General features: G+C 71.7%; 15 protein-coding genes. 4 read left to right on the top strand and 11 right to left on the bottom strand.

From position 1 onward, the window contains the following. Positions 1-147: 147 nt before the first annotated feature. The 4 genes from CGL27_RS40340 to CGL27_RS40325 all read right to left on the bottom strand — a co-directional run bounded on the left by CGL27_RS40340 (position 148) and on the right by CGL27_RS40325 (position 8,162). The gene (locus CGL27_RS40340; protein WP_078639644.1) at positions 148-843 is read right to left on the bottom strand and encodes a rhodanese-like domain-containing protein; all 696 of its coding nucleotides are present in this window, start codon (positions 841-843) and stop codon (positions 148-150) included. Between the two features lie 248 nt (positions 844-1,091). Continuing rightward, positions 1,092-2,681: an ABC transporter substrate-binding protein gene (locus CGL27_RS40335; RefSeq protein WP_119992478.1), complete on the bottom strand. Its 1,590-nt coding sequence runs from the start codon at positions 2,679-2,681 to the stop codon at positions 1,092-1,094. Positions 2,682-2,687: 6 nt separating this feature from the next. Continuing rightward, positions 2,688-4,748: an ATP-binding protein gene (locus CGL27_RS40330; RefSeq protein WP_119992477.1), complete on the bottom strand. Its 2,061-nt coding sequence runs from the start codon at positions 4,746-4,748 to the stop codon at positions 2,688-2,690. A gap of 195 nt (positions 4,749-4,943) precedes the next feature. After that, the gene (locus CGL27_RS40325; protein ID WP_119992476.1) at positions 4,944-8,162 is read right to left on the bottom strand and encodes an NACHT domain-containing protein; all 3,219 of its coding nucleotides are present in this window, start codon (positions 8,160-8,162) and stop codon (positions 4,944-4,946) included. A 146-nt stretch (positions 8,163-8,308) separates the two neighbouring features. Between CGL27_RS40325 and CGL27_RS40320 the strand changes: the two genes are divergently transcribed. From CGL27_RS40320 to CGL27_RS40305, 4 genes are all read left to right on the top strand, one after another. After that, a complete protein-coding gene (locus CGL27_RS40320; RefSeq protein ID WP_119992475.1) occupies positions 8,309-9,037 on the top strand; it encodes a TetR-like C-terminal domain-containing protein in 729 nt (242 codons plus the stop codon). Positions 9,038-9,066: 29 nt separating this feature from the next. Next, positions 9,067-10,221, top strand: coding sequence for an MAB_1171c family putative transporter (locus CGL27_RS40315; RefSeq protein ID WP_119992474.1), 1,155 nt, complete (start codon positions 9,067-9,069; stop codon positions 10,219-10,221). A gap of 309 nt (positions 10,222-10,530) precedes the next feature. Next, entirely contained in the window at positions 10,531-10,971 is a 441-nt protein-coding gene (locus CGL27_RS40310; protein ID WP_119992473.1) for a helix-turn-helix domain-containing protein, read from the top strand. Between the two features lie 13 nt (positions 10,972-10,984). Beyond that, positions 10,985-11,554 carry a toxin gene (locus CGL27_RS40305; RefSeq protein ID WP_119992472.1) on the top strand — a complete coding sequence of 190 codons (570 nt, stop codon included), beginning with the start codon at positions 10,985-10,987 and terminating at the stop codon, positions 11,552-11,554. A 22-nt stretch (positions 11,555-11,576) separates the two neighbouring features. On the opposite strand, the gene CGL27_RS40300 is transcribed toward CGL27_RS40305, so the two are convergent. The 7 genes from CGL27_RS40300 to CGL27_RS40270 form a co-directional block, all read right to left on the bottom strand. Continuing rightward, complete coding sequence (locus tag CGL27_RS40300) at positions 11,577-15,023, bottom strand: aminotransferase class I/II-fold pyridoxal phosphate-dependent enzyme (RefSeq protein WP_276147896.1); 3,447 nt, start codon at positions 15,021-15,023, stop codon at positions 11,577-11,579. A 26-nt stretch (positions 15,024-15,049) separates the two neighbouring features. Beyond that, on the bottom strand, positions 15,050-15,991 hold the full coding sequence (locus CGL27_RS40295) for an NAD-dependent epimerase/dehydratase family protein (RefSeq protein ID WP_119992470.1): 942 nt from the start codon (positions 15,989-15,991) through the stop codon (positions 15,050-15,052). Positions 15,992-16,135: 144 nt separating this feature from the next. Further along, positions 16,136-17,701: an amidase family protein gene (locus CGL27_RS40290; protein ID WP_119994784.1), complete on the bottom strand. Its 1,566-nt coding sequence runs from the start codon at positions 17,699-17,701 to the stop codon at positions 16,136-16,138. 142 nt (positions 17,702-17,843) lie between these two features. Then, positions 17,844-18,998, bottom strand: a complete 1,155-nt coding sequence (locus CGL27_RS40285) for an ABC transporter substrate-binding protein (RefSeq protein ID WP_119992469.1) — start codon at positions 18,996-18,998, stop codon at positions 17,844-17,846. 43 nt (positions 18,999-19,041) lie between these two features. Then, the gene (locus CGL27_RS40280; protein ID WP_078647199.1) at positions 19,042-19,872 is read right to left on the bottom strand and encodes an ABC transporter permease; all 831 of its coding nucleotides are present in this window, start codon (positions 19,870-19,872) and stop codon (positions 19,042-19,044) included. Positions 19,873-19,943: 71 nt separating this feature from the next. Continuing rightward, positions 19,944-20,771 carry an ABC transporter ATP-binding protein gene (locus tag CGL27_RS40275; RefSeq protein ID WP_078639655.1) on the bottom strand — a complete coding sequence of 276 codons (828 nt, stop codon included), beginning with the start codon at positions 20,769-20,771 and terminating at the stop codon, positions 19,944-19,946. 112 nt (positions 20,772-20,883) lie between these two features. Beyond that, positions 20,884-22,812 (bottom strand): cellulase family glycosylhydrolase, encoded by a 1,929-nt coding sequence (locus tag CGL27_RS40270; RefSeq protein WP_119992468.1) that lies wholly within the window; start codon positions 22,810-22,812, stop codon positions 20,884-20,886. Positions 22,813-22,925: the final 113 nt, after the last annotated feature.

Raw genomic sequence — 22,925 nt, 5'->3', positions numbered from 1 at the left:
CCACGGCTCTCACGCCATAGTCCATTTCACAAACGATCACCGTCTGAAATGGCGTAGGGAATTTCCCGAAGGATGCGAGGCGGATGGCGTGTCCGGACAGCCTCATGCTGGGGCGGGTGCGACGGTTATCCGCCGGTTCTGCTCTCGTCAGCCCTCGCGTACCGCGGCTTTGGCACAATCGCCGTTGTTCACCGCGCCCTCGCGGTCGGGGAGGGTGACCGGCAGCCCTGCTGCCTCCCATGCCTCAAGGCCGCCTGCCACGCTGTAGACGGAGGACCGGCCTGCGCGAATCGCCTGCGCGCCGCCTTGCACGCTGCGTGTTCCCGTGCGACATACGAAGGCCAGTGGGCCGTCAGGCAGATCTGACAGCGAGGCCGGCAACGTGCTGAGCGCGGCGTGGACGGCGCCGGCCGGGTGACGCGCTGTCCATTCATCGTCTTCGCGGACATCGACCAGCGTGAGTTTCCCGTCTACGGCGCGACGACGCGCCTCGGCAGGAGACAGGTCAGCGGGAGTGTGACCGTCGCCGGAGCCCAGGCTCTGCTTCGTGGCGGGCAGGACCGTCCGGATCGCCTCGTAGTTCGAGGCATGGGCGACGGCTATCTGCTGTCCCAGCATCGGGCAGACGTTCATCGCCTCTTCCCAGTGCGAGGTGGACTCCCATTCCGCCACGTTGACGAGAAAGAATTTGCTCCCCGGAACGATCGTGCGGAACATGTACGTCCGAATGAAACCGGGCTGAGCGGCCATCACTTCCGCGGCGTCCTGCCAGGCGTCGAGATACGAGCTTTCCTTCTCCTCGTCGATCTCGATCGGAATGATCACGACATGGCGATTTTCCATCTGCTGCTTCCTCGGGTATTTTGACTACCGACGTGCTGCTCGAGCCGGAGGTGCTCCCAGTGAATGCGGGAACACGACCGAGTCCGAGAGGTACCGGCTTTCGGCTGTGAGTCAAAACCTTCTGGAAGCAGCCTGCGCACACGTGTCCATGGGCGGCTAATTTCCTTGCTGAACTGGCAAGGCGGCGGCGTGTTGTTGTTGTGACAGGAGGTGTTGTGGCAGGAGGTGTTGTGGCAGGAGCTGTCGCGTCAGGAGGGGCAGGCGCTCTTGGAGCCGCCGCGGTAGGTGCGGTAGAGGGCGGCCGCGCCCGGGGCGCCGGAGCGGGCGCTCGACGGGTACTCGACCACGGGTACGGGTTTGCAGACGGCCCATTGGTCGTTCTTGCCCGGGCCCTCGAAGCCGTAGGTGCCTCCGGCGCCGACCAGGCAGGAACTGCACGAGTTGCCGCCGATGCTCGGGATGATGAGGGTGTTGTACACATCGTCCTTGGTCGGAATTCTCATCGCCTCCGGGGCCTTCTTGCCGCCCTCGTTGATCTCGGCGAAGGTGCGGTCCACGGCGCCCGCGAGCAGCGCGAAGGCGTCGTGGTACATCACGGCGTAGCCGTCATTCAGCGGGTCCCTGCCCAGCTTGTGCTGCTTCTGTATCTCCTCGAAGCGGTCGAGGAAGCGGCCGAGCGCCTTCTTGGGGTTGCTCTTCCCCGCCCACCAGGCGGGGTCGACGGAGGAGGCGTCCACGATCGTGGCCCGTGCCTCGTCCAGCCACCGGGTGGGCGCGTCCGCGGTGAGGGTGGGCTCCAGACCGATGCCGACCTTCAGGATGCGCAGCGTCGTGGTGCGCCCGCAGCTTCCCTCCTGCGCCAAGCGCTCCATGAACGCGGGCAGGTCCTGGTCGCGGCCGGCGAAGAAGACGGTGTCGGGCTTCTCGTTGCAGATCTTCTGCACGGCGTCGGTGAACCGCTGGGGGATGCCCTTGTCGGTTCCGGAGGTGCCGGTGAAGTTCGAGTTGTGGTTGGTCAGGTCGTACGCCGTGCCGAAGTGCCGCTCGAAGACGCTGCGCAGATTCTGGGAGTAGACGTCCTCGCTGCGGTTGTCCCAGACCAGGAAGCCCCGGTGCCCCGCCGGCTTCTTCTCCAGGTAGAGCTTGAGGGCGCGGGCGAACTGCTCGTTGTTCGGCGAGGTCTTGAAGAAGTACGGGGAGTTCATGTTGGCCGCGGTGATGACCGGGCCGACGGTGGGGATGCTGTGCTTGCTGAGCGCGGCGATCGCCTTCCGGGTATCCGGGGTGCTGCTCGGGATGCCGGTCACGCCGACCAGCGGCGCCCGGGTGTCCTTGGACAGCTCGGCGAGGCGATCGACGACGGGCTCCCAGCGGTCGAGGTTCCGGCCGTCGGGGGCGAGCAGGAGCTGGTAGTGCGGCCCGCCGAAGCGGTTGGCCTGCCGTTGGGCGGCCAGCGCACCGGCGAGTCCGCGGCGGATCATGTCCACCGTCATGGCGCTGTGGTCGTCCGCGGTGAAGGGCATCATCAGCGCGATCCGCACGTACGGGATCTTGGGTCCGCTCGGCGGATCCTCCCAGTCCTGCCGCACCCGCGCGTTCTCGTCCGCCACCGCCTCGATGAGGCTTTCGATGCCCGGGTCCGCCTCGAAGGCTTCCGCGGTGACGCCCACGCAGTCGCCCTCGATGTCCCGCAGATCGTCACCGCACCTGCCGGGGCCCTGCACCACGTTGACCACGATGGTGATCGCAAAGGCGACCAGGGCGCCGAATCCGACGACGGCCAGCCATTCGAGCGGCCCCCACTCGCGAGGGTGACGGCGGAACAGACGGAACAGCATGCTTCCTCACTGACCGGAGATAGGGAAGGGGCGCTTCTTCCGTGCCGCCGCGGGCCAACTGCGGGCGGCCTGACCCAGGACGGCGTGCCAGGACGGGTGGCGCGGGGAGAGGTAGGCCAGCTCTTCGCCGACCGCCTTGCACATATCGGGGTCCGGCTCGGCGTGCGGCTCGGACACATGCCACAGGGCGTGCAGCAGCCGGTTCACACAGCGCTCGATCTCATGCAGTTCGGCGTACCGGCCGTCGTGCGCGCCGAGGGCGATCTGCATCCGTTCGTCGGTCCACTCCGCGGCCGGTGGGGTGGGCGCGGTGGCGGCGTACCGCAGGCACAGCAGCCAGTGGGCGGCGGCCTGGGCGTCCTTCTCCGACTGGAACTCCTCCGTCAGCATGGCCACCACCGTCTCCGCGTTTCCGGCCGCGAGGGTGTGGCGCAGGGCGTCCGCCTCGCCGCTCTCCCCGCGCTGGGCGTGGTGCATCCGCAGAAAGCGGTGGATGTCCTGCCAGCTACGGCCGTCCTCGGCCCGTGACGAGGTGCGGCGCGCCTCGTGCACGAGCAGCGTCCGCAGCAGCGTGTCGGCGACCAACGGCTGGTCGGGCGGGGTGAGTTGCTGCCACTGCTGCTCTTCGAGGTAGTCGGTGGCGGAGTTGGCGGGGAGCTGGTCCGGGCCCTGGAGACGCAGATTCTCGGCCAGCGCCTCCGCCGCGGTGCTGTCGCGGGCGAGTGAGAGCAGGGTCAGCCGGTCGCGCTGGCGCCGGTTGGGAAGCAGCCGCTCCAGGAGCGCTTCGGTGACGGCGCGGCCGTCCTTGGCGTGCAGTTCGAGGAGGTCGCGCGGGCCCACGCCGCGGCCCCGCTTGGTGGCGTCCAGGACCGCCGCGCACAGCACGGTGGTCACCGCGGGATGCCCACCGGTCAGGGAGTGCACGGCGGAGGCCAGATAGGGGTGGAGCGGCCGGGCGGGCCAGTCCGGCACCAGGAGCGGAAGGATGTCGTCCCGGCTCAGCGGGGTGAGCGGCACGGCGAGCAGTCCGGCGGACGGGGCCAGGCCCTTGCGCTGCCAGCCGGAGGACTTCACCAGGTCGGGCAGGTCGCGGCGGATGGCGGCGGGCGCGTTCTCCGGTAAGCCGCCGAGGCGGGTGGCCACGACGACGAGCTCCTCGTGGTCGTGGCGTTCGGGCAGCGCGCGGTGCTCGAGCAGCAGGTCGAGGAAGTCCTGCCCCGGCGGGCAGTGGGCGTCGTCGAGCAGGATGAGCGGCCAGGGCTCCCGGTTCCACCGCTGCAGCCTGCCGTAGGAGGAGGCGACATCGTGGAGGAAGGCGGCCATCAGGCTCTGCTCGGCCGCGTGCCGGTAGTCGCCGCCCCGCTGGAACCACTCCCCGAGCAGCACCAGCGGATCCTGGCCGTCCGCGCCCCGTGGGAAGCGCCGCCGGTACCACTCCTGTGCCGCGGCCGGCTGATACCGGTCGGCGTACTCCGCCACCACCGCGGCGGTGACCGAATCCCGGCCCCACTCCGCGTCGGTCTGCGCGCCGATCGTCTCCAGACGGCCCTCGACGGCGGTGGCCCAGGCGTGTCTCAGCGCGTTCTCATCACCGTCGGCGAGGCGGCAGGCGAGCAGCAGCCGGGCGAACGTCAGGCACGCCACGTCGCGCTGCTCGCCATTGCCGCGGTACCAGCCGGAGACGGCGAACAGGCCGGGCACCAGGACCGGGAAGCGGCGGCGCACATCGGGGGCGAGCCCGCACACCAGCTCCGCGAGGATCTCGACGAGGGTCGAGGCGGTGGGGGCTCGGCCGTTGGCCGGGGCGGGCGGGAAGGTCTCGGGTTCGGTGGCCACGGCGCGGACGTGGGCCAGCGGCAGCCGGTCCCGGTAGCGCGCGGCGAGCTCTTCGAGCACCGCGCTGCGCCCCATGCCGTGGTATCCCGTCACCAGCACCACGGGCAGGTCGCCCTGGTGCTCCCGGCCCACCCGGGACCGCTCGTCGAAGGCCAGGCCGGTCAGCCGGGGAACGAGCGAGCGCAGCAGAGAGTCCCGGCCATAGAGCGGTGACCCTTCCGATACGCGCATCCTGCTGCGTCCCGCCTCAGTCGTCCTCTGCTGCCCGGCAGCCGTGACCTCGGAGACGGGCGGCACCGCTCCCCCGAGACATCAGCCGCTGACATCCGTACCAACTACGCCTACATTCATGAACTTACCCGTTGGGTAAACATCCCACCAGGTAATCGCGGCACCGGGTGTGAGCCGGGGGTGAGGTGGTGCCGGTCAGGGGTGCGGGTATATGTCGAGTTCCACGCTGTCGGGGAGCGAGTCCGCGCCACGGATCTCGCCCGGGTAGACGAGCCGCACCCGGCGCAGCCGGGGCAGCCCGGCGAGGGAGGCGAGATCGAGCTCCGCGACCTGCGACAGATGGATCTCCTCGAGCCCGGGAAGGCGCCGGGCGATCCGCCGCAGCGGTACCGCGGAACCGGCCCTGGCCCATACATCCAGGTGCGTGACCTGGGGGATCTCGGTGCGGGGGGCGAACAGCAGCATGCTGAGCTGCTGCGGCGAGAGCGTCAGCTTGCGCAACTGAGGCAACTCGGCGATGAGCGAGCCCCATTCGTCCGGCGCCAGGCGCTCGCTGGCGTCCTGCAGACGCAGCTCCTCCAGCCCCCGGCACTCCACGATCTCCGCGAGCTGCGCCGCCGACGACGGCAGGGAGAGCAGCCGCAGCTCGGCGGGGCGCGGGAGGTCGGGCAGACCGCGCCAGGGCACCTCCGGTCCGACGAGCAGCCCCTCCAGCCGGGGGCAGTCGGCCAGCTTCAGCAGGGGCTCGAACTGGGGGAGGTCCCGCAGCTCCAGCCTCCGCAGACGGGGCAGCCGGGTCAGCGGCGTGGGGTCCTTGACGTTCCGGCATCCCTGCAGGGCGACCGTCTCCAGCTCGGGGTAGGCGGAGAGCAGCGCGAGGTCCTCCAGTTGCAGAGTGCCCCGCAGGCGCAGCTCGCGCAGGTGGCGCGGGTCGAGCGCGGCGCGGATGTCCTCCGGGGCGAAGTCGCCGTGCAGGCCCACGCGTTGATAGCCGGAGATGGTGCGCAGCGCCTCCAGCTCGGCGGGTGAGCGCACCGTGACGATCTCCTCGGGGGCGGTGTCGAGGAGCGGCCGTACGATCTCCTCCGCGTACACCTTCGTGTCGAACCGGTCCCAGTGGGCGAGGAGTTGGGCGCGCACCGCGGGCTGGCCGGTGCCGAGGAACTCCCGGAGCCTGGGGATGGCGGCGTCCCCGCCGATCTGGCAGATCGCGTGGACGGTGGCCAGCTCCTCGTCGCCCTCCAGGTCCTTGGCGTCGGGCAGCAGGCCGAGGAGCAGCGGGCCCGTCTGCGCCAGTGACCTGGCCTCCCGCAGGCTGCGCGGCGGCAGCAGCCGAGCGGCCCGGTCCTCGATGGCCTCGCGCACCGTCGGCTCCAGGCGGGTGGCCTGTTCGAGGGAGGCGAGGGCGAGGAGCCGCAGCCGCGCCTGGACCGTGGCGTCCTGCTCCCGGTCGCCCCGCTCGCGCAGGCGGGTCAGCAGGTCGGCACGCTCTTGGTGTCGAGCCTGTGCGACGGCCATCTGCACCACGTCCTCCCACTGGTCCAGGTGTGCGTTGTTCACCAGCATGCCCATATCGCGCTCTTCCAGCACGGCCCTGGCGCCCAGGAAGTCCTGGAAGGTGCGGTGGATGAAGTCGACCGCGCCCGGGGCCGGTTCGCGCAGCAGACCGGAGCGCTCCAGCAGATGCTGCAGGGCCTCTTCCGCCGTTCCGACGTCCGCGAGGCGGGGGACGGAGGGCTGCAGCCGCCGCACCACGTTCACCGCGTCGGGGCGGTCCAGTTGCGTCCGCTCGTTGCGGATCAGCCAGTACGCGAGCCTCTGGAGCGGCTCGGTGGCCGACTTCTGGTCCAGCGCCGGACGGCCGCGGCCGTAGACCTCGCGCTCCAGGTCGCGGCGCTCCAGGAGCATGGAGAGCGCCGCCTCGTAGAGGGAGGCGCGGCCCTGGGGCAGGAAGCCGCGCCGCTCCCGGTGCAGGGCGCAGATCAGGCCGCACATCAGCGGATTGGTCGCCAGACGGCTCAGTTCGGGGCTGCTGCGCAGGGACAGTGAGAGGGACTCGCCGAGCTCCTGCGAGGCTCCGGCCGCGGTGTGCCAGCGCCGGATGAACTGCTTCATGTCGGCGGGCCGCATCGCGGCGAGCGCGAACTCCTGGAAGCCCTCGCGGGCCAGCCAGCCCCGTTCGAGGGCCGAGGGGCGGGAGGTGAGCAGCCACAGATTGCCGGGGAAGACGGCGAGCAGCTTCTTCAGCCAGGCCCGCACACGGCTCCGGTCGTCCTTCGGGATCTCGTCGGCCCCGTCGATCAGGAGCACGCCGCGCCCGTGCCGCAGCACCCGCGCGGCCCAGCCGTCGGGCTCGGTGCCCACCAGCGGGCAGCCGATCCAGCGCAGGAAGTCCTCGGGCATGGGCAGTTCGGTGTCCTTGCGCGCCAGGGTGCGCAGCGGCAGGACGAAGGGGACGCGCCCGAACAGCTGCGACAGGCCGCCCGGCACCCGTTCCTGCTGCGCCGTGGAGAGGGCCAGCCACTGGACGAGGGTGGTCTTGCCGGTGCCAGCGACGCCGCGCAGCAGGATGCGCTCATGGCTGGCGAAGACCGCCTCGGCGGGGCCCGCGGCCCGCTCGGCCTCGGTGTCCCGGTCGGCGCCGGGCTCGCCGTTGACCACCGGGACCCGGTCGGTGCCGTCGCGGTACGGCCTGGCCTCCAGGCTCAGATAGGCGGTCTCCAGCGGCCAGTCCTGGCCGTCCGGTTCCCGGAGGTCGACGCCGTAGATCGTGAGCCTGCCGTGGCACTCGACGACGTAGCGCGCGTACTCCTCCTCGAACTGGATGTCCTGGTGGCTGATGTCCGGCAGCCGCCGCAGGATTGAGTCCAATTTCTCGCTCTGCTCCCGGATCTCGCGGCTCTGCTCGATTTGGGCTCGGGCCGCGAATCCGGGCCGCTGGCTGAAGAAGCGCATGAGATGGAGGCAGGCCGTCTCCAGGAGCCGGTCGTGGAAGCGGGCGGCGTCGTCGCTCAGCAGCCTGCGCGTGTCGGGGCCCGCGCGCCGGGACAGCTCCGCGGCCAGCCGCTCGGGGCCGAGCGCGAAGGCGTGGACGTCGTCCATGTCGAGATCGCCGAGGGCGTGCAGGGTGCGGGTCAGCGCCTGCCCGACGGAGTCGTGCTCGTCGGCGCCGATCGGCGGATCGTGCGGCCCCGCGGCCCGCACGGCGCGGCGGACCAACTCGCGGGCGAGCTTGTGCAGATCGTCCTCGGTGAGAGTGCGGTGCTCCCGGGCGAAGGACACCAGCCGGCGGATCGGCACGGGCCGCTCGCCGTACTCCGCCCCCGGCGCGCTCGCGGGCGGCAGCAGCAGCCGTTTGACCACCGGCACGACCACTGCCGATGCGATCCGCAGCCCCACCGTGCCGCCGTCCACAGCAGCCCCTCCCTCGCGGCGTCGGCGCGCGTTCCCGGCCGAGCCCCGTGCAACCCCTCACCTCCCGCTCACCATAGCCGCGAAGACCCCTCCAGGGTGAGGGTCCACAGGGCGCGAAGCGCGGTCGCACCGGTACGGTTTGGCCCATGGATGTTTCCGGAACAGCTTCCGCCGATGAAAACACCAGGCCGCAGGCGGTCATCAAGACCACCGCGCGCCAACTGCTGGTGAAACTGGGGGCCGGAGGGCTGACCCTGGACGCCGTCGCCCGTGAGGGCGGACTCGCCGTCAGCGATGTGGAGGCCGTCTTTCCGCATCGGGACGACCTGCTGACCGCGCTGCTCATCGACGCCTACAACGACTCCGGCGCCGCGATGGAGCAGGCCGATCAGGCCGCCAGGGACGCCGGCGCGCCGGCGGGCGCGCGGCTCCTCGCGGCCACCCGCGCGCTACGGCGGTGGTCGTTCGCCAACCCCGCCGAGTTCACGCTGGTCTACGGCTCGCCCGTGCCGGACTACCACGCCCCGCAGGACACGGTCCCGCCCGCCTCACGCACCCCCGCGGTGCTGGCCGGCATCGTGCGTTCGGCGCTGGAGGCCGGTGAACTCACCGCGCCCCGGCGTCAGGTGCCGGGGCCGCCGCTGCTTCTGCCGGAGGCCGAGGCGCTCTTCGGCGGGGTGCCCGAGGCTCCGTTCTCGGACCTCATCGAGCGCGGCATCGTGCTGTGGAGCAGCCTGGTCGGGCTCCTGGTCTTCCAGGTCTTCAGCCGTACCCATGACAGCGTCCGGGACGAGACCGCGTTCTTCGACTACGCCATCGCGGTGGCGGCCGAAGGAATCGGGCTCGTGGTTCCCTTGGGCGAGCACACCGACTGAACCGTTCGGCACCTGTGGGGGAAAGGGCCGTGACCACCATCAAGACTCTCTGCTTCGTCATCGCGGCGCTCTCGTCGTATGCCGCGCTGATCTACCGACTGTTCCAGATCAGGCGCAGCTGGCGGGACACCGCCTACCGCACACTCGTGATCACCCTGCTGCTGCAGTGCCTCACCTTCACGATGGGTGCCTTCGCCATGGGGAGCGAGCGCTTCCTGGGCGTCGGCAACCTCGCGATCCTGGTGATGCATCTGTCGGCGGTCGCCTTCTGCGTCAGCGCGCAGATCATCCTGCTGCACTGGGCGTCCGCCACCGAGGAGTCGGGGCGCAAGGCCCGCTACTGGCTGATCATCGGCGTCGCCCTCGACGCGCTGCTGACGGCGCTGTTCTTCATCGCCGACGGCCCCGGGCGGCCGGCCGAGGACTTCAACACCGGGAGCGGCCAGCCGCTGATCCTCACCTACCTCCTGGTCTTCATGGTCTCCCAGGCGGTTCCGTGCCTGACCATCCTGCGCCAGTGCGTGCCCTACGCCCGGATGGCGGGCAGGACCTCGCTGGGGCAGGCGCTGCGGATGCTCTCCGTCGCCGCGGTGATCCTCTTCCTCTACTGCCTGGCCAGGGTGGTCAACGTCCTCACGGCCGCGGGCGGGCTCGACATCGGCGGCTGGACGCTGGCCGCCTCCGTCTTCAGCGCGCTGGGCATCGTCACCCTCTCGCTCGCCCTGACGATCTCCTCCTGGGGGCCCTCGGCCACCAGGCTGCTGGAGTGGGCGCGCGGTTACCGGTCCTACCGGGCCCTGTATCCGCTGTGGCGGGATCTGTACGAGTCCTCTCCGGACATCGTGCTGGAGCCGCCCGGGGCCGCGGTCTCCGACCTCAACTACCGGCTCCACCGGCGGGTCATCGAAATACGGGACGGCTGGCGGGAGTTGCGGCCCTATATCGACCGCACCTCGGGCGGGGACGACCAGGCGGGCTCCAAGGGGAGCGAGGAGTCCCGGCAGGCGTTCGCCGAAGCGGCGCAGATCAGGCAGGCGCTGCACGCCAAGCGCACCGGCACCATTCCCGATGACAACGCGGACACCGGCGACTTCGAGGACCGCGACACGGACAACTTCACCGCCGAGGTCGTCTGGCTCACCAAGGTGGCATCCGCCTACCGGCGGCTCGCCAAAGCGCGCTGAGAGAGGGATCCCGCCCGGTCTGCCCCCGTCAGGCCGAGCGGGATTTCCCCCGTGATTCCCCCGTTTTCCTCTTCCGGGCCGAGCGGGTGGCCCCCGCCCGGCCCAGCTCGGCACAGCCCCTGAGAGCCGGGCCGAGCCGGGCCGATAGGACTGACAACCCACTCGGCCACCCCCGTGAGCGGAGTTAGCTGGCAGCTATCGACGAGGTCCACGTTGGCGGAGTTGGGCCAGATTGTCAACTGACCGCTAATCTGCGAAACTGACGATTAGCCGGGGGCAAAGCCGAGGAGGTGAGGGAGGGAGATTCGCATGTCCGAGACTGACGACCGGCCCACGCTGGCAGTGCGTCTGGACAACCTCTTCAAGACGGTTCGTCCCAAAGGCAGGCACTGGACCAACGCCGAGGTGGCGGAGGAGCTGAAGCGGGCCAGCCCCGAGCTCAAGGTCGGGGGTGTGTATCTCTCGCAGTTGCGGACGGGCAAGCGCTCCAATCCCTCACCGGACCTGCTGGCCGCCCTGGCGCGCTTCTTCGGCGTGTCGGTGGCCTACTTCTTCGACGACCAGGTCGCCGAGTCGGTGCTCAGCGAGGTCGCCGCCATCGAGGCGCTCCGGCAGGCCGGGGTGCGCGCCGTGGCGATGCGGGCGGCCGGGATGAAGAAGGAGAACCTCGAGGCCATCACGACCATCATGGACCAGTACCGGCAGCTTCAGGGCCTTCCGCCCGTCACCGACACCTCGGACCAGGAATGAGGGGTGCGGCTGGGTGAGGGGCGCCAACAGGGGACGGTCGGCCGACCACGACCGGCGCAGTCAGCTCAAGAAGCTCCGGAAGGCCGGTGCGCGGCGGATCGCCGACCTCGACCTGCCGGAGGTGGCCGATGTGGCCGAACTCTGCCGCCATCTCGGCGAGGTCCGCGGCCGCCCCATCACGCTGGTCCCGATGCAGATGCCCGCGACGCACCCGTGCGGCATGTGGGTCGCCGCCCGCGACGAGGACCTCATCTTCTACGACGCCAACACGACCAGCGCGCATCAGGAGCACATCATCTTGCATGAGCTGGGCCACATCATCTGCTGCCATCGCGGGGCGGGTTGGCTGGACGAGGCGAGCGCCCGCCTCCTTTTCCCCAACCTCGACCCCGACCTCGTGCGTGACATGCTCCTGCGCGCGACCTACGACGACGTCCAGGAGCAGGAGGCGGAGATCATCGCCTATCTGCTCTCCCAGCGGGTGGGCGGCGCCGAGGAGCGGCATGGCACCGCCCCGGCCGAGAACTCCGGGGCAGCCGGACAGGACGCCATGCTCAGCCGGATCGAACGCACCCTGATCTGACATGGATCCGACGGTGTCCCCCTCATCCCCCGGCGGCTGCCACCTCCTCGGCGAGGATCGCCACGGTGCGGCGGATGTCGTCCTCACGGTGCTCGCTGGTGACGAAGAACCGCAGCCTGGCGAGCCCCTCCTCGACGGCCGGGTGGAAGATCGGATCGGCGATGACACCGCGCTCGAACAGCCGGTCCGCGACGCGCAGGGTCCGCGCCGAGTCGCCGAGGACACACGGCACGATCGGCGTGTGGGCGCTGGAGCCGGTCGCCAGACCGGCCGCGGCGGCCAGGCCCAGGAAGAGCTCCGCGTTGCGCCGCAGGGCGGCCACCCGGTGCGGTTCCGCGAGGATCAGCTCGGTGGCGGCCAGCGCCGCGGCCGCGTTGGCCGGGGTCAGGCCGACGCTGTAGACGAAGCCGGGCAGCGTATGCCGCAGCCACCGCACCATCCGGGCCGAGCCGCCGAGATATCCACCGCAGCTCGCGAAGGTCTTGGAGAGGGTGCCCATCCACAGATCCACGCCGGACCGGTCGACGCCGAAGAACTCGCCCACGCCACGGCCGCGTTCGCCCACGGTGCCGATGCTGTGCGCCTCGTCCACCATCAGCAGGGCGCCGTAGCGCCGCTTCAGCTCGATCACGGCGGGCAGGTCGACCAGGTCGCCGTCCATGCTGTAGGCGCCCTCGACGGCGATCAGCACCCGTCTGAACCGGGACCGGTTGCGCCGCAGCGCGTCCTCCAGCGCGTCGATGTCGTTGTGGGGGAACGGGCGCCGCGCCGCCCCGGACAGGGCGCAGCCCTGGAGGATGCTGTCGTGGGCGAGCGCGTCGTGCACCACGAGGTCGCGCGCGCCGACGAGATGCCCTATCGCGGTGACATTGGTGGCGTGGCCGCTCACCAGTGCCAGGCAGTCGGGGACGCCGAGGAAGTCGGCGAGCGCCAGCTCCAGCCGTACGGTCAGCTCCCGTTCGCCGGAGAGCACCCGGCTCGCGGAGACCGAGGTGCCGTACCGGTCCACCGCCTGGTGCACGGCCTCGTTGACCGCCGGATGGCCGGACAGCCCGAGGTAGTTGTAGCTGCCGAAGGACAGGTACGGCCGTCCGTCGATCATGGTCGTGTCGCGGATGTTGCCCTGATGGACCCGGAAGTACGGGAAGTCCGCGCCACTGCCGGCGATCGCGCTCAAGCGCTCCTCGAACTGCCGCACCTCGGGGAAGTCATCGGCGCGGGCACTCGCCGCGTCCCAGTCCGCCCGCGTCTGCTGGGGCAGCGGCGCACCGGCGGCCGGCTCCTGCGCGAGGTGCGGATCGACCAGCGCGACCAGCCGTTCCACGGTGAGATCGGGCGAGAAGATCTCCTCGGTGCGGAATCCCGGTATGCGCTTGCCGATGTTGACCTCCAGCTCCTGCAGCATCAGGGAGTCGAAGCCGAGATCGGTCACCAGCCCCATCCGCTCGGTCAGGTCGGCGAGCGGGAAGACGCCGGTCCGCGACAGCTCTTCGAGCACGATGGACCCGGCGGACGCCCCGTCGGCCCGCGCCGCCGCGGGCGAGCCCACCGGCCCCTCCCTCATCGCCCCGAGGTCGTGGGCGGTGCCCTCGTCCTCGGGAGCGCGCGCCGACTCGTCCACCACCCAGTGGTGGCGCGGGGCGAGCGGGCTCGGCGGCAGGGTGATGGGGGGTATGCGCTCCCGCACCGGGCGAAGCCCCTCGCCGGTGACCGCGCGCCGCGCGAGCTGGGCCAGTGCGGCCGAGTGCGCGTCGGCGGGCAGCGAGCCCGGCTCCGGTACGGCGGCCTCCGGCGGCTCACCGGGTGGCACGGTGCCGACCGCCAGCCCGGCCCCGAGATCTCCGGTACGGCCGGCCGCCACGGACTCGGCCGCCGCGGTCAGCCGGGTGGCGGCGTCGGCGGCGTCCTCCGCCACCAGGGCGAGGCGTTCGGCGAGGGGAGCCCGGCGGGCCAGGGTGTCCGCCACCCCGGCCAGCGGCGGCCGGTCATCGGCGAGGGTGTGTGCCAGCTCCCGGGCGTAACGGGCCAGCCCGGCCCGGTCGCGGGCGCTGAGCACCAGCAACTGCGGCCCGCCGTCCGGTGTGGGACGGGCCGGTGCCGTGGCGCACTCCTCCACCACCAGATGGACACCGGTGCCGCCGAAGCCGAAGGCGCTCACCCCCGCCCGGCGCGGCTGCCCGGCGTCGGGCCAGCCGGTCGGCTTCGTCGGGATGGTCAGCCGCGCGGCGTCGAGTCCGGAGCGGTCGGCCAGGTCGAAGTCCGGCTGCGGCGGTATCACCCCCCGGTGCACGGCCAGCACGGTCTTGACGAGTCCGGCGATCCCGGCGGCGTTGAGCGCGTGGCCGACGACCGCCTTCACCGCGCCGAGGAACGCAGGTGCGCCCCGCTCGCCCCGCAGCTCCCGCAGGACACCGACCTCGACCGGGTCGCCGACCGTGGTCCCGGTGCCGTGCGCCTCGAGGTATCCCACCGCCTCCGGGGCCAGGTCCGCGTCGCGGTAGGCCCGGCGCAGGGCTCTGAGCTGACCGGCCGCCTGGGGGTGCATACCGCCCTGCACGGTCCCGTCGTTGGCCGTACCCACGCCCCGGATCACCGCGTAGACCCGGTCACCGGCGGCCAGCGCGTCGGCCAGCGGGCGCAGCGCCAGGACCCCGGCGCCCTCCCCCAGGACGAAGCCATCGGCCTCCGCGCCGAACGGCAGGCATCTGCCGCTGCGCGAGATGGCGCCGATCCGGCACAGCCCCACCAGCAGGTCCGGGGCGAGGATCAACTGGGCGCCGCCCGCGAGCGCGATCCGGCACCGGCCCGCGCGCAGCGCGAACACGGCGTTGGCCACGGCCATGAGTCCACCGGAGCACGCCGAGTCCAGCGCATAGCTCTCGCCGTGCAGATCGAAGACCGAACTGACCGTGTTCGGCCCCATGTTGAGCAGCAGCCCGGCCACCGAGGAGCCGTGCAGCCCGTCCACCGCGCGGACCGTCTCCGGCCACCGGGGGTCGCTCGCCCGCGCCCCGAACTCGCCGCCGGTGAGCTGGCGCATCCGGATCTGCATGGTGCTGAGTTCGCGGTAGCCGCTCTCGGTGAGCGCCGTGATCACCGAGGTCTCCTCGCGATCGAAGCCCTCGGCCTCCCATCCGGCGTCCTGGATCGCCTCCCGGGCCAGGTCGATCAGCAGCCGGCCCTGCGGATCCATCGATCTGGCCCGCCGTGGCGGGATGCCGTAGTGCGCCGCGTCGAAGTGGCCCACGTCCGGCAGCAGGGCCATGGTGTCCGTATAGGCCGCGGACGAGTCACGTAAGTTGTCGCTGAGGAAGGTGGCGGTGCGCCACCGCGAATCGGGGACGGTGGCGAACTGCGCCCGCGGCTCGCTGAGGAGCCGCCAGTACTGGTTGACGTTGCGCGCCCCCGGGAACCGGCAGGCCATTCCCACGATCGCGACGTCATCACGCCGCGTACCAGCTGAACCCACTTCGGATCCCTTCGCTGTCACAGATGTCACCCGGCGGTGGACAGTCGTTGACGCCACCACTCGACCGTCGCCTTGACCTGATCGTCGACGGGGGTGGCGCGCACCGCGAACGCGGCTTCGTAGGCGCTCGCGTCCACGACGAAGGGACGGTCGAACTGGTAGCGGACCTCCTTCAGTTCACGCAGCAGCGGGGAGACCAGCGACGCGAGACCCAGCACGGCGGACGGCAGCCTGCGCACCGCGACCGGCCCGGTCTCCGCCTGCGTGGCGAGGCGGTCGACCATCTCCCGGGTGGACCGCGCGGGCGCCGTCGGTACGTGCCAGGCCCGGCCCCAGGCCCGCTCCTCGCCCGCGACCTCGGCCAGGGCGGCGGCCACGTCGGGGAGGTAGCTCCAGCTGTGCGGGGTGTCCGGGTCCCCGAGCGAGGAGACCGGCTTGCCGCGCAGCACCTTTGGCATCACCCGCGCGGCCAGGTGCCCGCCGTCGGTCACACCGGGCCCGAAGAAGTCCGACGCCCGTACCTCGACCGCCTTGATCCGGCCCTGCTCATGGAGGTCCCGCGCCTGCTCCCACACGGCGGCGCGCACCCGCCCCTTGGTGCCGGTCGCCGCGAGCGGCAGCTCCTCGGCCATGGGGCCGTCGACCGGGCCGTAGCCGTAGAGGTTGCCCAGGATGACCAGGACGGCCCCGGTCGCCTCGGCGGCCGCGCAGACCGACGAGGCCAGCGGCGGCCAGTCGCTCGCCCAGCGGTGGTAGGGCGGTGCGGCACAGTTGTAGATGGCGGCCGCGCCCTGCGCGGCCTCGGTCAATCGTGCGCTGTCCGTCGCGTCCAGCGCGACATGCTCGAGGCCCGGCTCCGGGCTTCGGCCCGATGTGGTGACAACCCGTACCGAATGGCCCTTTTCGGCCAGCAGCCGAGCGGTGGCCGCTCCGGCGGGCCCGAATCCTATGACGACATGAAGGCTCACGCGCGCACACTAGCGCGAGAATCTGTGGCCATCGGTGCAGACTTTCCGACACCCGTTCGGGTCCGGTGGAAGATGTCGCGATCTCGTCGGTGAACGATGGCGTCCGGCCACTGGTGCGGGGGCCGGACGCCACGGCCGGACCGTTCAGCGGGAGGCGCCGGTCCCCACCGACGGGAGGTAGCGCGGCGCCCGCCAGGCGTGAAGTCGCCGCTCCACCGCGGCCCCCAGCGACAGAAGCTCGGTGTCCGCGTGGTCACCGGCCATCAGGAGCAGGCCCACGGGCAGCTCGTCCACGAACCCGGCGGGCACCGACAGGGAGGGATATCCGGCCACGGCCGCGGGGGTCGAGGACGGGATCACGTCGTTGTCGCCCCGCGCGCAGTCGGTCGTCCAGGCGGGCGGGTTGGTCGGCGAGGCGATGGCGTCCAGGTGGTGGGTGGCCATGGTCTCGTCGACGGACCGCCGGGAGAGGTCCTTCAACTCGGCGCGCATGGCCCGGTATTCCGGGTCGGTGGTGGCAGGCGCGGCGAGGGCCTGCTCGAACAGCTCCTGGCCGGCGAAGCAGGTCTGCTCCGCCGGGTGGGTGCGGTTGAATTCGATCAGTTCGGCGAGGTTGCGCGGCCCCTCGCGGGTGGCGAGGTAGGCGTCGATGTCCCGGTGGAACTCGCTGAGCAGCGCGGGGAATTCGAGCTCGGACAGCCGCTGCTGATACGGGGGCGTCACCTCGACGACCTCGGCTCCCGCTGTGCGCAGTTGCTTCGCGGTACGGGTCATCACGGCGTCCACGTCCGGCCCGAGGGAGGGCAGCCGCCACAGGCCGATGCGCTTGCCGCGCAGCGCGCCGGGGTTGGTCGGCCCGTCCGCGGCGCGGCCGCCGCTGAGCACCGAGAAGGTGAGCGCGGTGTCGATCACGTTGCGCGCCATGGGCCCGGCGGTGTCCTGCTCGGCGGAGATCGGGACCACTCCGGCCTGGCTGACGAGGCCGAGGCTGGGCTTGTGGCCGACCACCCCGTTCATCCCGGCCGGGCACACGATGGAGCCGTCCGTCTCGGTACCGATCGCCACCTGCGCCAGCGACGCGGCGAGCGCGGCACCCGAACCGGCGGACGATCCGCACGGGTTCCGGTCCAGTACGTAGGGGTTGTTGGTCTGCCCGCCCACGGCCGACCACCCCGATGTCGGCTTCGTGGCGCGGAAGTTGGCCCACTCGGACAGGTTGGTCTTGCCGAGGATCACCGCCCCCGCGTCGCGCAGTCGCGTCACCAGGGCGGCGTCCGTGTCCGGCGGACTGCCGGCCAGGGCCAGCGACCCGGCGGTCGTGGGCAGGCCGCGGGTGTTCACGTTGTCCTTGAGCAGGACCGGGATGCCGTCGAGCGGGCCACGGGTGGCGCCGTGCCGGTGCCTGGTGTCGCTGGCGGCCGCCTGCCGCAGGGCGGTCGGGTCGGTGCGCAGCACCGCGTGGATCGTGGGGTCGATGGCCTTGATCCGCCGCAGATAGGCGCTGGTCAGCGCCGACGAGGTCAGCGAGCCGTCCGCCATGCGCGCCTGGAGTTCGGGGATCGTCACGGTGTCCAGATCGACCCCGAGTCCCGTCGACGAACCAGCGCCGCCGCCGGAGTCGGCGGCCTCCACACGCGGTTGCGGCGCGCCCGCGCAGAGCGAGCCCACGACCAGGATGGCGCTCAGCGTGGCCAGGCCCCGCTTCCTCATGACGCTCATGATCCTCACGCTCCTCATGCGGGTCAGCGCACTATAGGCCGGCGGCCCGGCGCAAGGGCCTTTCGCGCCGCCGTTCGCGTTTCCTCTCCCGCCGCGCGGGGGCGTGCCCGCAATAGCGCCAGTCAGAAGGGCCCTAGGGCTTGTGGCCGACCGCCTCCGCGTAGAACGAACGGTCCACGACCTCGTCCTCGGGCAGCGGGTCGCCCTCGACCACCCCGGCGGTGGCGTACGCCTTCTGCAGCCGGTCCACCGTGCCCTCGCGGATCTCCCAGTCCATGCGCAGCGACGGCACGGCGGCCAGTGTGTCCGGCTCGGTCTTGAGCGCTTCGCCGAGGTCGTCGAGGAACGCCTTGTCCTTCTTGTAGTCTCCGGCGAAATAGGTGTTGACGGTGCGGATGTAGGCGCGCAGGAACGCCACCCCCGCGTCCGGGTCCCCGGTCAGCAGATCGGGGCCGAACAGGAGCCCGCCGAGCGGTTCGCCGCGCGGCTGGCCGCCGAGGAAGGCGTAGCCCGCGTCGCCGTCCACCTGGCGCCACACCGGGTCGAGCAGCCATGCGGCGTCCACTCCGCCGTTCTTCAGCGAGGTGAGGACCTCGGCCGGGCCGAGCTGCTGGAAGCGGACGCTGTCCACGTCGGCCTGGTGCGCGGCGAGCACCTTCTCCATCGGGTACGTGATGACCGAGCCCTTGCCGATGAGCGTGCCGACCGTACGGTCCTTGAGGCTGACCTCGCCCGCCGTCTCCCCCGGTTTGAGCCTGGCCCAGAATCCGCTCTTGGAGCCGGGCGCGGGGGTGAAGTTGCCGGCGACCCAGCGAATGTCGAACCCCTGGCGGATGCCGTTGAGCACGGCGGCCTCCGGCGCCGCGTACTGGACGTCGATATCGCCCTTGGCGAGCAGCGGAAGCGCGTCCGGGGTGGGCAGCAGCTTCAGTTCGACGTCGAGCTTCTCCTTGCCGAACTCGCCCTTCTCCATGCCGATCCGCAGGGGTGCGAGGTACTCGGCGGTCAGCGTGCTGGCGGAGACGACGATCTTCGTCTTCTTCTTCAGCGGCTTCGGCGCGGGCGCGCCGGGCGCGCAGCGGGCGGGCGCGCGGGCGGCGGACGCGTCGGCAGGGTCGGTCCAGCCCTTGGCGCAGCCCGCGACGGGGGTGATCGGGCGGGGCTTGCCCGGTGTGCCGGAGCGCGCCGACTCCGAGGTCTGCGCGTCGCAGGCGGCGAGGGAGCTGAGGACGCCGAGCAGGGTCACGCCCGTGACCAGGGCGCGGGCGAGGGAGAGTCTCCGTGCCATGGGTGCCGCCTTCCGGGGCTGGGGGTCGGAGCCGGGGTGAGAGTCAGGGCCGGGGCCGGCCGCGGTCCCGCGGCGCCCAGGGAGTGAGCCGACGGCCGATGAGGCGGACGAGTTCGGAGAAGACCACGCCGAGCACGGCCACGCAGACGATGCCGACGAACATCACGTCGTTCTGGAAGAGCGTCCGCGAGTCGAAGATCAGGTGGCCGAGGCCGTCGTTCGCGGCGATCTGCTCGGAGGCGACGATGACCAGGACCGCCACTCCGGAGGCGACCCGCATGCCGACCAGGACCTGCGGCAGCGAGGCGGGCAGCAGGACATGGCGGAACATCTGCCAGGGACCGGCGCCGAATACCTGCCCGGCCTCCCGGTAGCCCTCGGCGACGCCCATCACGGCGGCCATGGTGGAGATCCATACGAAGAAGAAGACGGTGGTCGCGACGAGCGCGATCTGAGGGCCCTCACCGAGGCCGAACATATTGAGGAACACGGGGAGCAGCGCGAGCTTGGGCACCACGTACAGGGCGTCGAGCAGCGGTTCCAGCGCGGCGCGGACCATCCGCAGCGCGCCCATCAGCAGCCCGAAGAGATAGCCCGCGGCCGTGCCGAGTGCGTACCCGGCGACCACCCGCTGGAGCGTGGCCCATACGTCCGGCCACAGTTTGCCGTCGGCGGCGCGCTGCCAGCCGTCCGCCGCGATGGTGGACGGCGCGGGGTAGATGCGCGAGTCGATCCAGTGCTGATCCGCGGCGAGCTGCCACAGCAGGATCAGCGCGGAGGGGACGGCGAGGGCGAGGGCCAGCTCGATGCCGCGGCGCCGCCGGTGGGCGCGGACGGGATCGCGCTCCCCCGGTCCGGGGCGCCGCACCAGCACGGTCTCGACGGGCCCGCCGACGGTTTCACCGGGCCGGGCGGTCCGGGCCGAGGCGGGCGCGCTCTCGCCCTTCACGAGGACTTCCCCACCGTGTCCACCGCAGTGGCGGCACCGGCTCCGGCTCGCTGGACCTCGTCGCGCAGCAGCTCCCACAACTCGGACTGCAGCGCGGCGAACCGCGGAGCGCGGCGCATCGCCCCGGTGCGCGGGCGTTCGAACGGCGGGTGGCGTTCGGCGATCACCCTGCCGGGCCTGGCCGACATCACCACCACCCGGTCCCCGAGCACGATCGCCTCCTCCAGGCTGTGGGTGACGAACAGCGCGGTGGTACGGGTCGCCTGGCACACCGCGAGCAACTCGTCCTGGAGGATGGTGCGCAACTGGGCGTCGAGCGCGGCGAACGGTTCGTCCAGCAGCAGCACCTCCGGCTCCACCGCGAGCGCCCGGGCGATCGCCACGCGCTGCCGCATCCCGCCCGACAGGGTGGCCGGGTAGGCATCGGCGAAGTCGGCGAGACCGAGCCGGGCCAGCCAGTCCCTGGCCCGCGCGTCGGCGGCCTTGCGTGGCACGCGCTGCACATCGAGGCCGAAGCGGACGTTGGCCAGCACGGTCTTCCAGTCGTAGATGCCGTAGTCCTGCGGGATCATCGCGGCCGGATGGCGCCGGCCCGCGCGCAGCTCGACCTCACCGCCGCTGGGGCGGACGAGTCCGGCGACGATGCGCAGGAACGTGGACTTGCCGCATCCGGACGGGCCGACGATGCAGCAGAACTCCCCGTGCCGGATGTCCAGGTCGAGTGGTCCGAGGGCGTGCACCTGCCGGGTTCCGTGCCCGAAGGTGCGGGTCACCGCGCTGGCACGTACTTTCGGCGCGGTCCCGGGTGTGGTGTGCGGCTCCACCCGTAACTCCTGATCCGGTTCGGCGGGTGTCGTGCGACAACGGCTGCGCGCACCACCTCACGATATGACGGACCGTCAGATTCGGGCAAGGGTCGCGGAACGACTGGCGGACTCAGGACAGCCGGCGGCACAGCAGCGCGTCCGGGCTCCCGGAGCTGCCCACCCGCGTGGTGAAGGCGATCCCGGCGGCGTACTCGTCGGCCGCGCACTGGCCCTTGTAGGCGCCGTGCGCGAAGTCGCCCCCGGCGGCGTCGGCGGGCCGGTTGTCGGACCGGTCGAACCACACGGTGCGTCCCGTGGTGCCGAGCGGGGTGCGGGCCGGGGCGCACAGCGCGGCGGACACCCGGCCGCCGCGGCGGCTGTAGCCGATGAGGAAGTGGTCCGAGGGGCACTGGAACTTGGTGTAGCCGGAGGCCCAGTCGCCACCGGCGGGCACATACCGCTCGTCCGTGACGACCGTATGGGCGGTGCCGGGGGCGCGCGGGTCGTCGGCGCCGGTGTCGGTGCACAGTCCGCGCCCGGCGGTGTGGCCGAGGCCGATCAGCCGCAACCCGTCGGGGCAGGCGGCCTTGTAGGCGCCCGGATCCCAGTCGCCGTGGGTCCGCTCGATCAGCGACTGCACCTGGTCGCCGTGGTCGGTGGCGAGCATGCGCCAGGCGGGGACGGGGTCGACGGGCCCGGTGTGCTCGGGCGCGGTCATCAGCCGCTGCCAGGGCGTGGCGCGCCAGTCGCCCTGGTCGAGGATTCCGGTGCGGTGGCCCGCGGAGTCGTAGCGCAGCAGCGCCCAGTCGTCGCTGCCCTCCCAGCCCACCAGTGGCCAGTAGGCGAAGTCGGCGTCGTGGTCGGCGAAGTAGTCGGTGAGGTTGGTGAACCACGCGCGCGGGGCGGTGCCCGTCTCGGCCGAGCCGATGCCGAACTCGCTGATCCACACGGGTGCGGTGTAGTGCCGCCCGGTGTCCTCGGCGACGAAGAACGCCTGGTCGGTGAGGACTTTGCGGAGCTCGTCGCGGCTGAGGTCCTGGTACCGGGGGTCGTGGGTCTCGCCGACGCCGGTGGCGCCGCTGTGGCGGGGGCCGGTGTAGCCGTAGAAGTGCGCGGAGTAGACCAGCTTGTGGGCGTTCACGAGGGTGTGCGAGAGGGTGCGCGCGGGCGCCAGGGTGGGCCGTTCGTGGGGCAGCCCGTCGACCGGTATCCCCGTCCAGTTGATGCCCTCGATGACGATGAGGAGGTCGGGGTTGCCGTCGGTGAGGATGCGGTCGGCGGCTTGTTGCGCGGCGGCGTACCAGTCGTGCGTGTCGCCGAGCCCCCAGTTGGGGTCGTCCAGGATGTCGCGGCGCACCTCGTTGTAGAGGTCGGCGCCCACGACGCGTGGCTCATCGGCGTAGCGGCGGGCCATGAAGACCCAGTCGGCTATCCAGCGCTCGGTGGTCTGGCCGCTGTTCCACCGCTCGTTGCCGTCGACTCCGCAGCACCACCGGGTGGTGTTGGTGTGGTTGTTGAGGATGACGGCGAACCCGTCGCGGCCGAGGGCGGACACCACGGCGTCGAAGATCTGCAGCGGTGTCTTCCCGCGCAGTTGCGGGTTGGCGGCCACGGCACCGTCCGGCACGGTCGCGGCGGCGTGGATCATCTCGTTGGAGAACGGCAGCCGGATGCTGTTGATGCCGAGCCGGTGGAAGTCGGCGAGCAGCGTCGGCAGGGGGACCCGGTCCAGGCCGAGGGGTATGCCGTGGGAGTTCTGGCCGGCGTGGTGGTTGGCGGGGTCGTCAACGCTGCCGCTGCCCGTCCACGACCCCTGCGCACCGTCCCAGTTGGCCGACTTGAGCCGGAAACGGTCGCCCCTGGCGTCGACGATGTACCGGCCGCGGGTGGACAGCGGCGGCTGCCAGGTGTCGGCTGCGGGAGTGGCGGCCGGGGCGGTGGCGGGGGTGGCAGGCTCGGCGGGCTGTTGCGCGGCGGCGACCGGCCCCGGCGCCGCCGCCAGCAGCGCGAGGATCGCCGCGAGTCCCGTCAGATACCCGAGTGATCTCCTGATCGGCATGCGGCCTTCCCCTGGGTCAGCGGCCGGGCGGTCCCTGCCGGGCAGGTGACTGTAGGACGGCCCGCTCGAAGTGTCGAGTACGCCCACACCCGCCGGGCCCTGCCGGGCCGCCG

The organism is Streptomyces sp. 11-1-2 (assembly GCF_003595545.1).
Lineage (GTDB): Bacteria > Actinomycetota > Actinomycetes > Streptomycetales > Streptomycetaceae > Streptomyces > Streptomyces hygroscopicus_B.
Note: the sequence above shows the minus strand (reverse complement) of the source record. Positions and strands in the feature narration are given on the sequence as shown.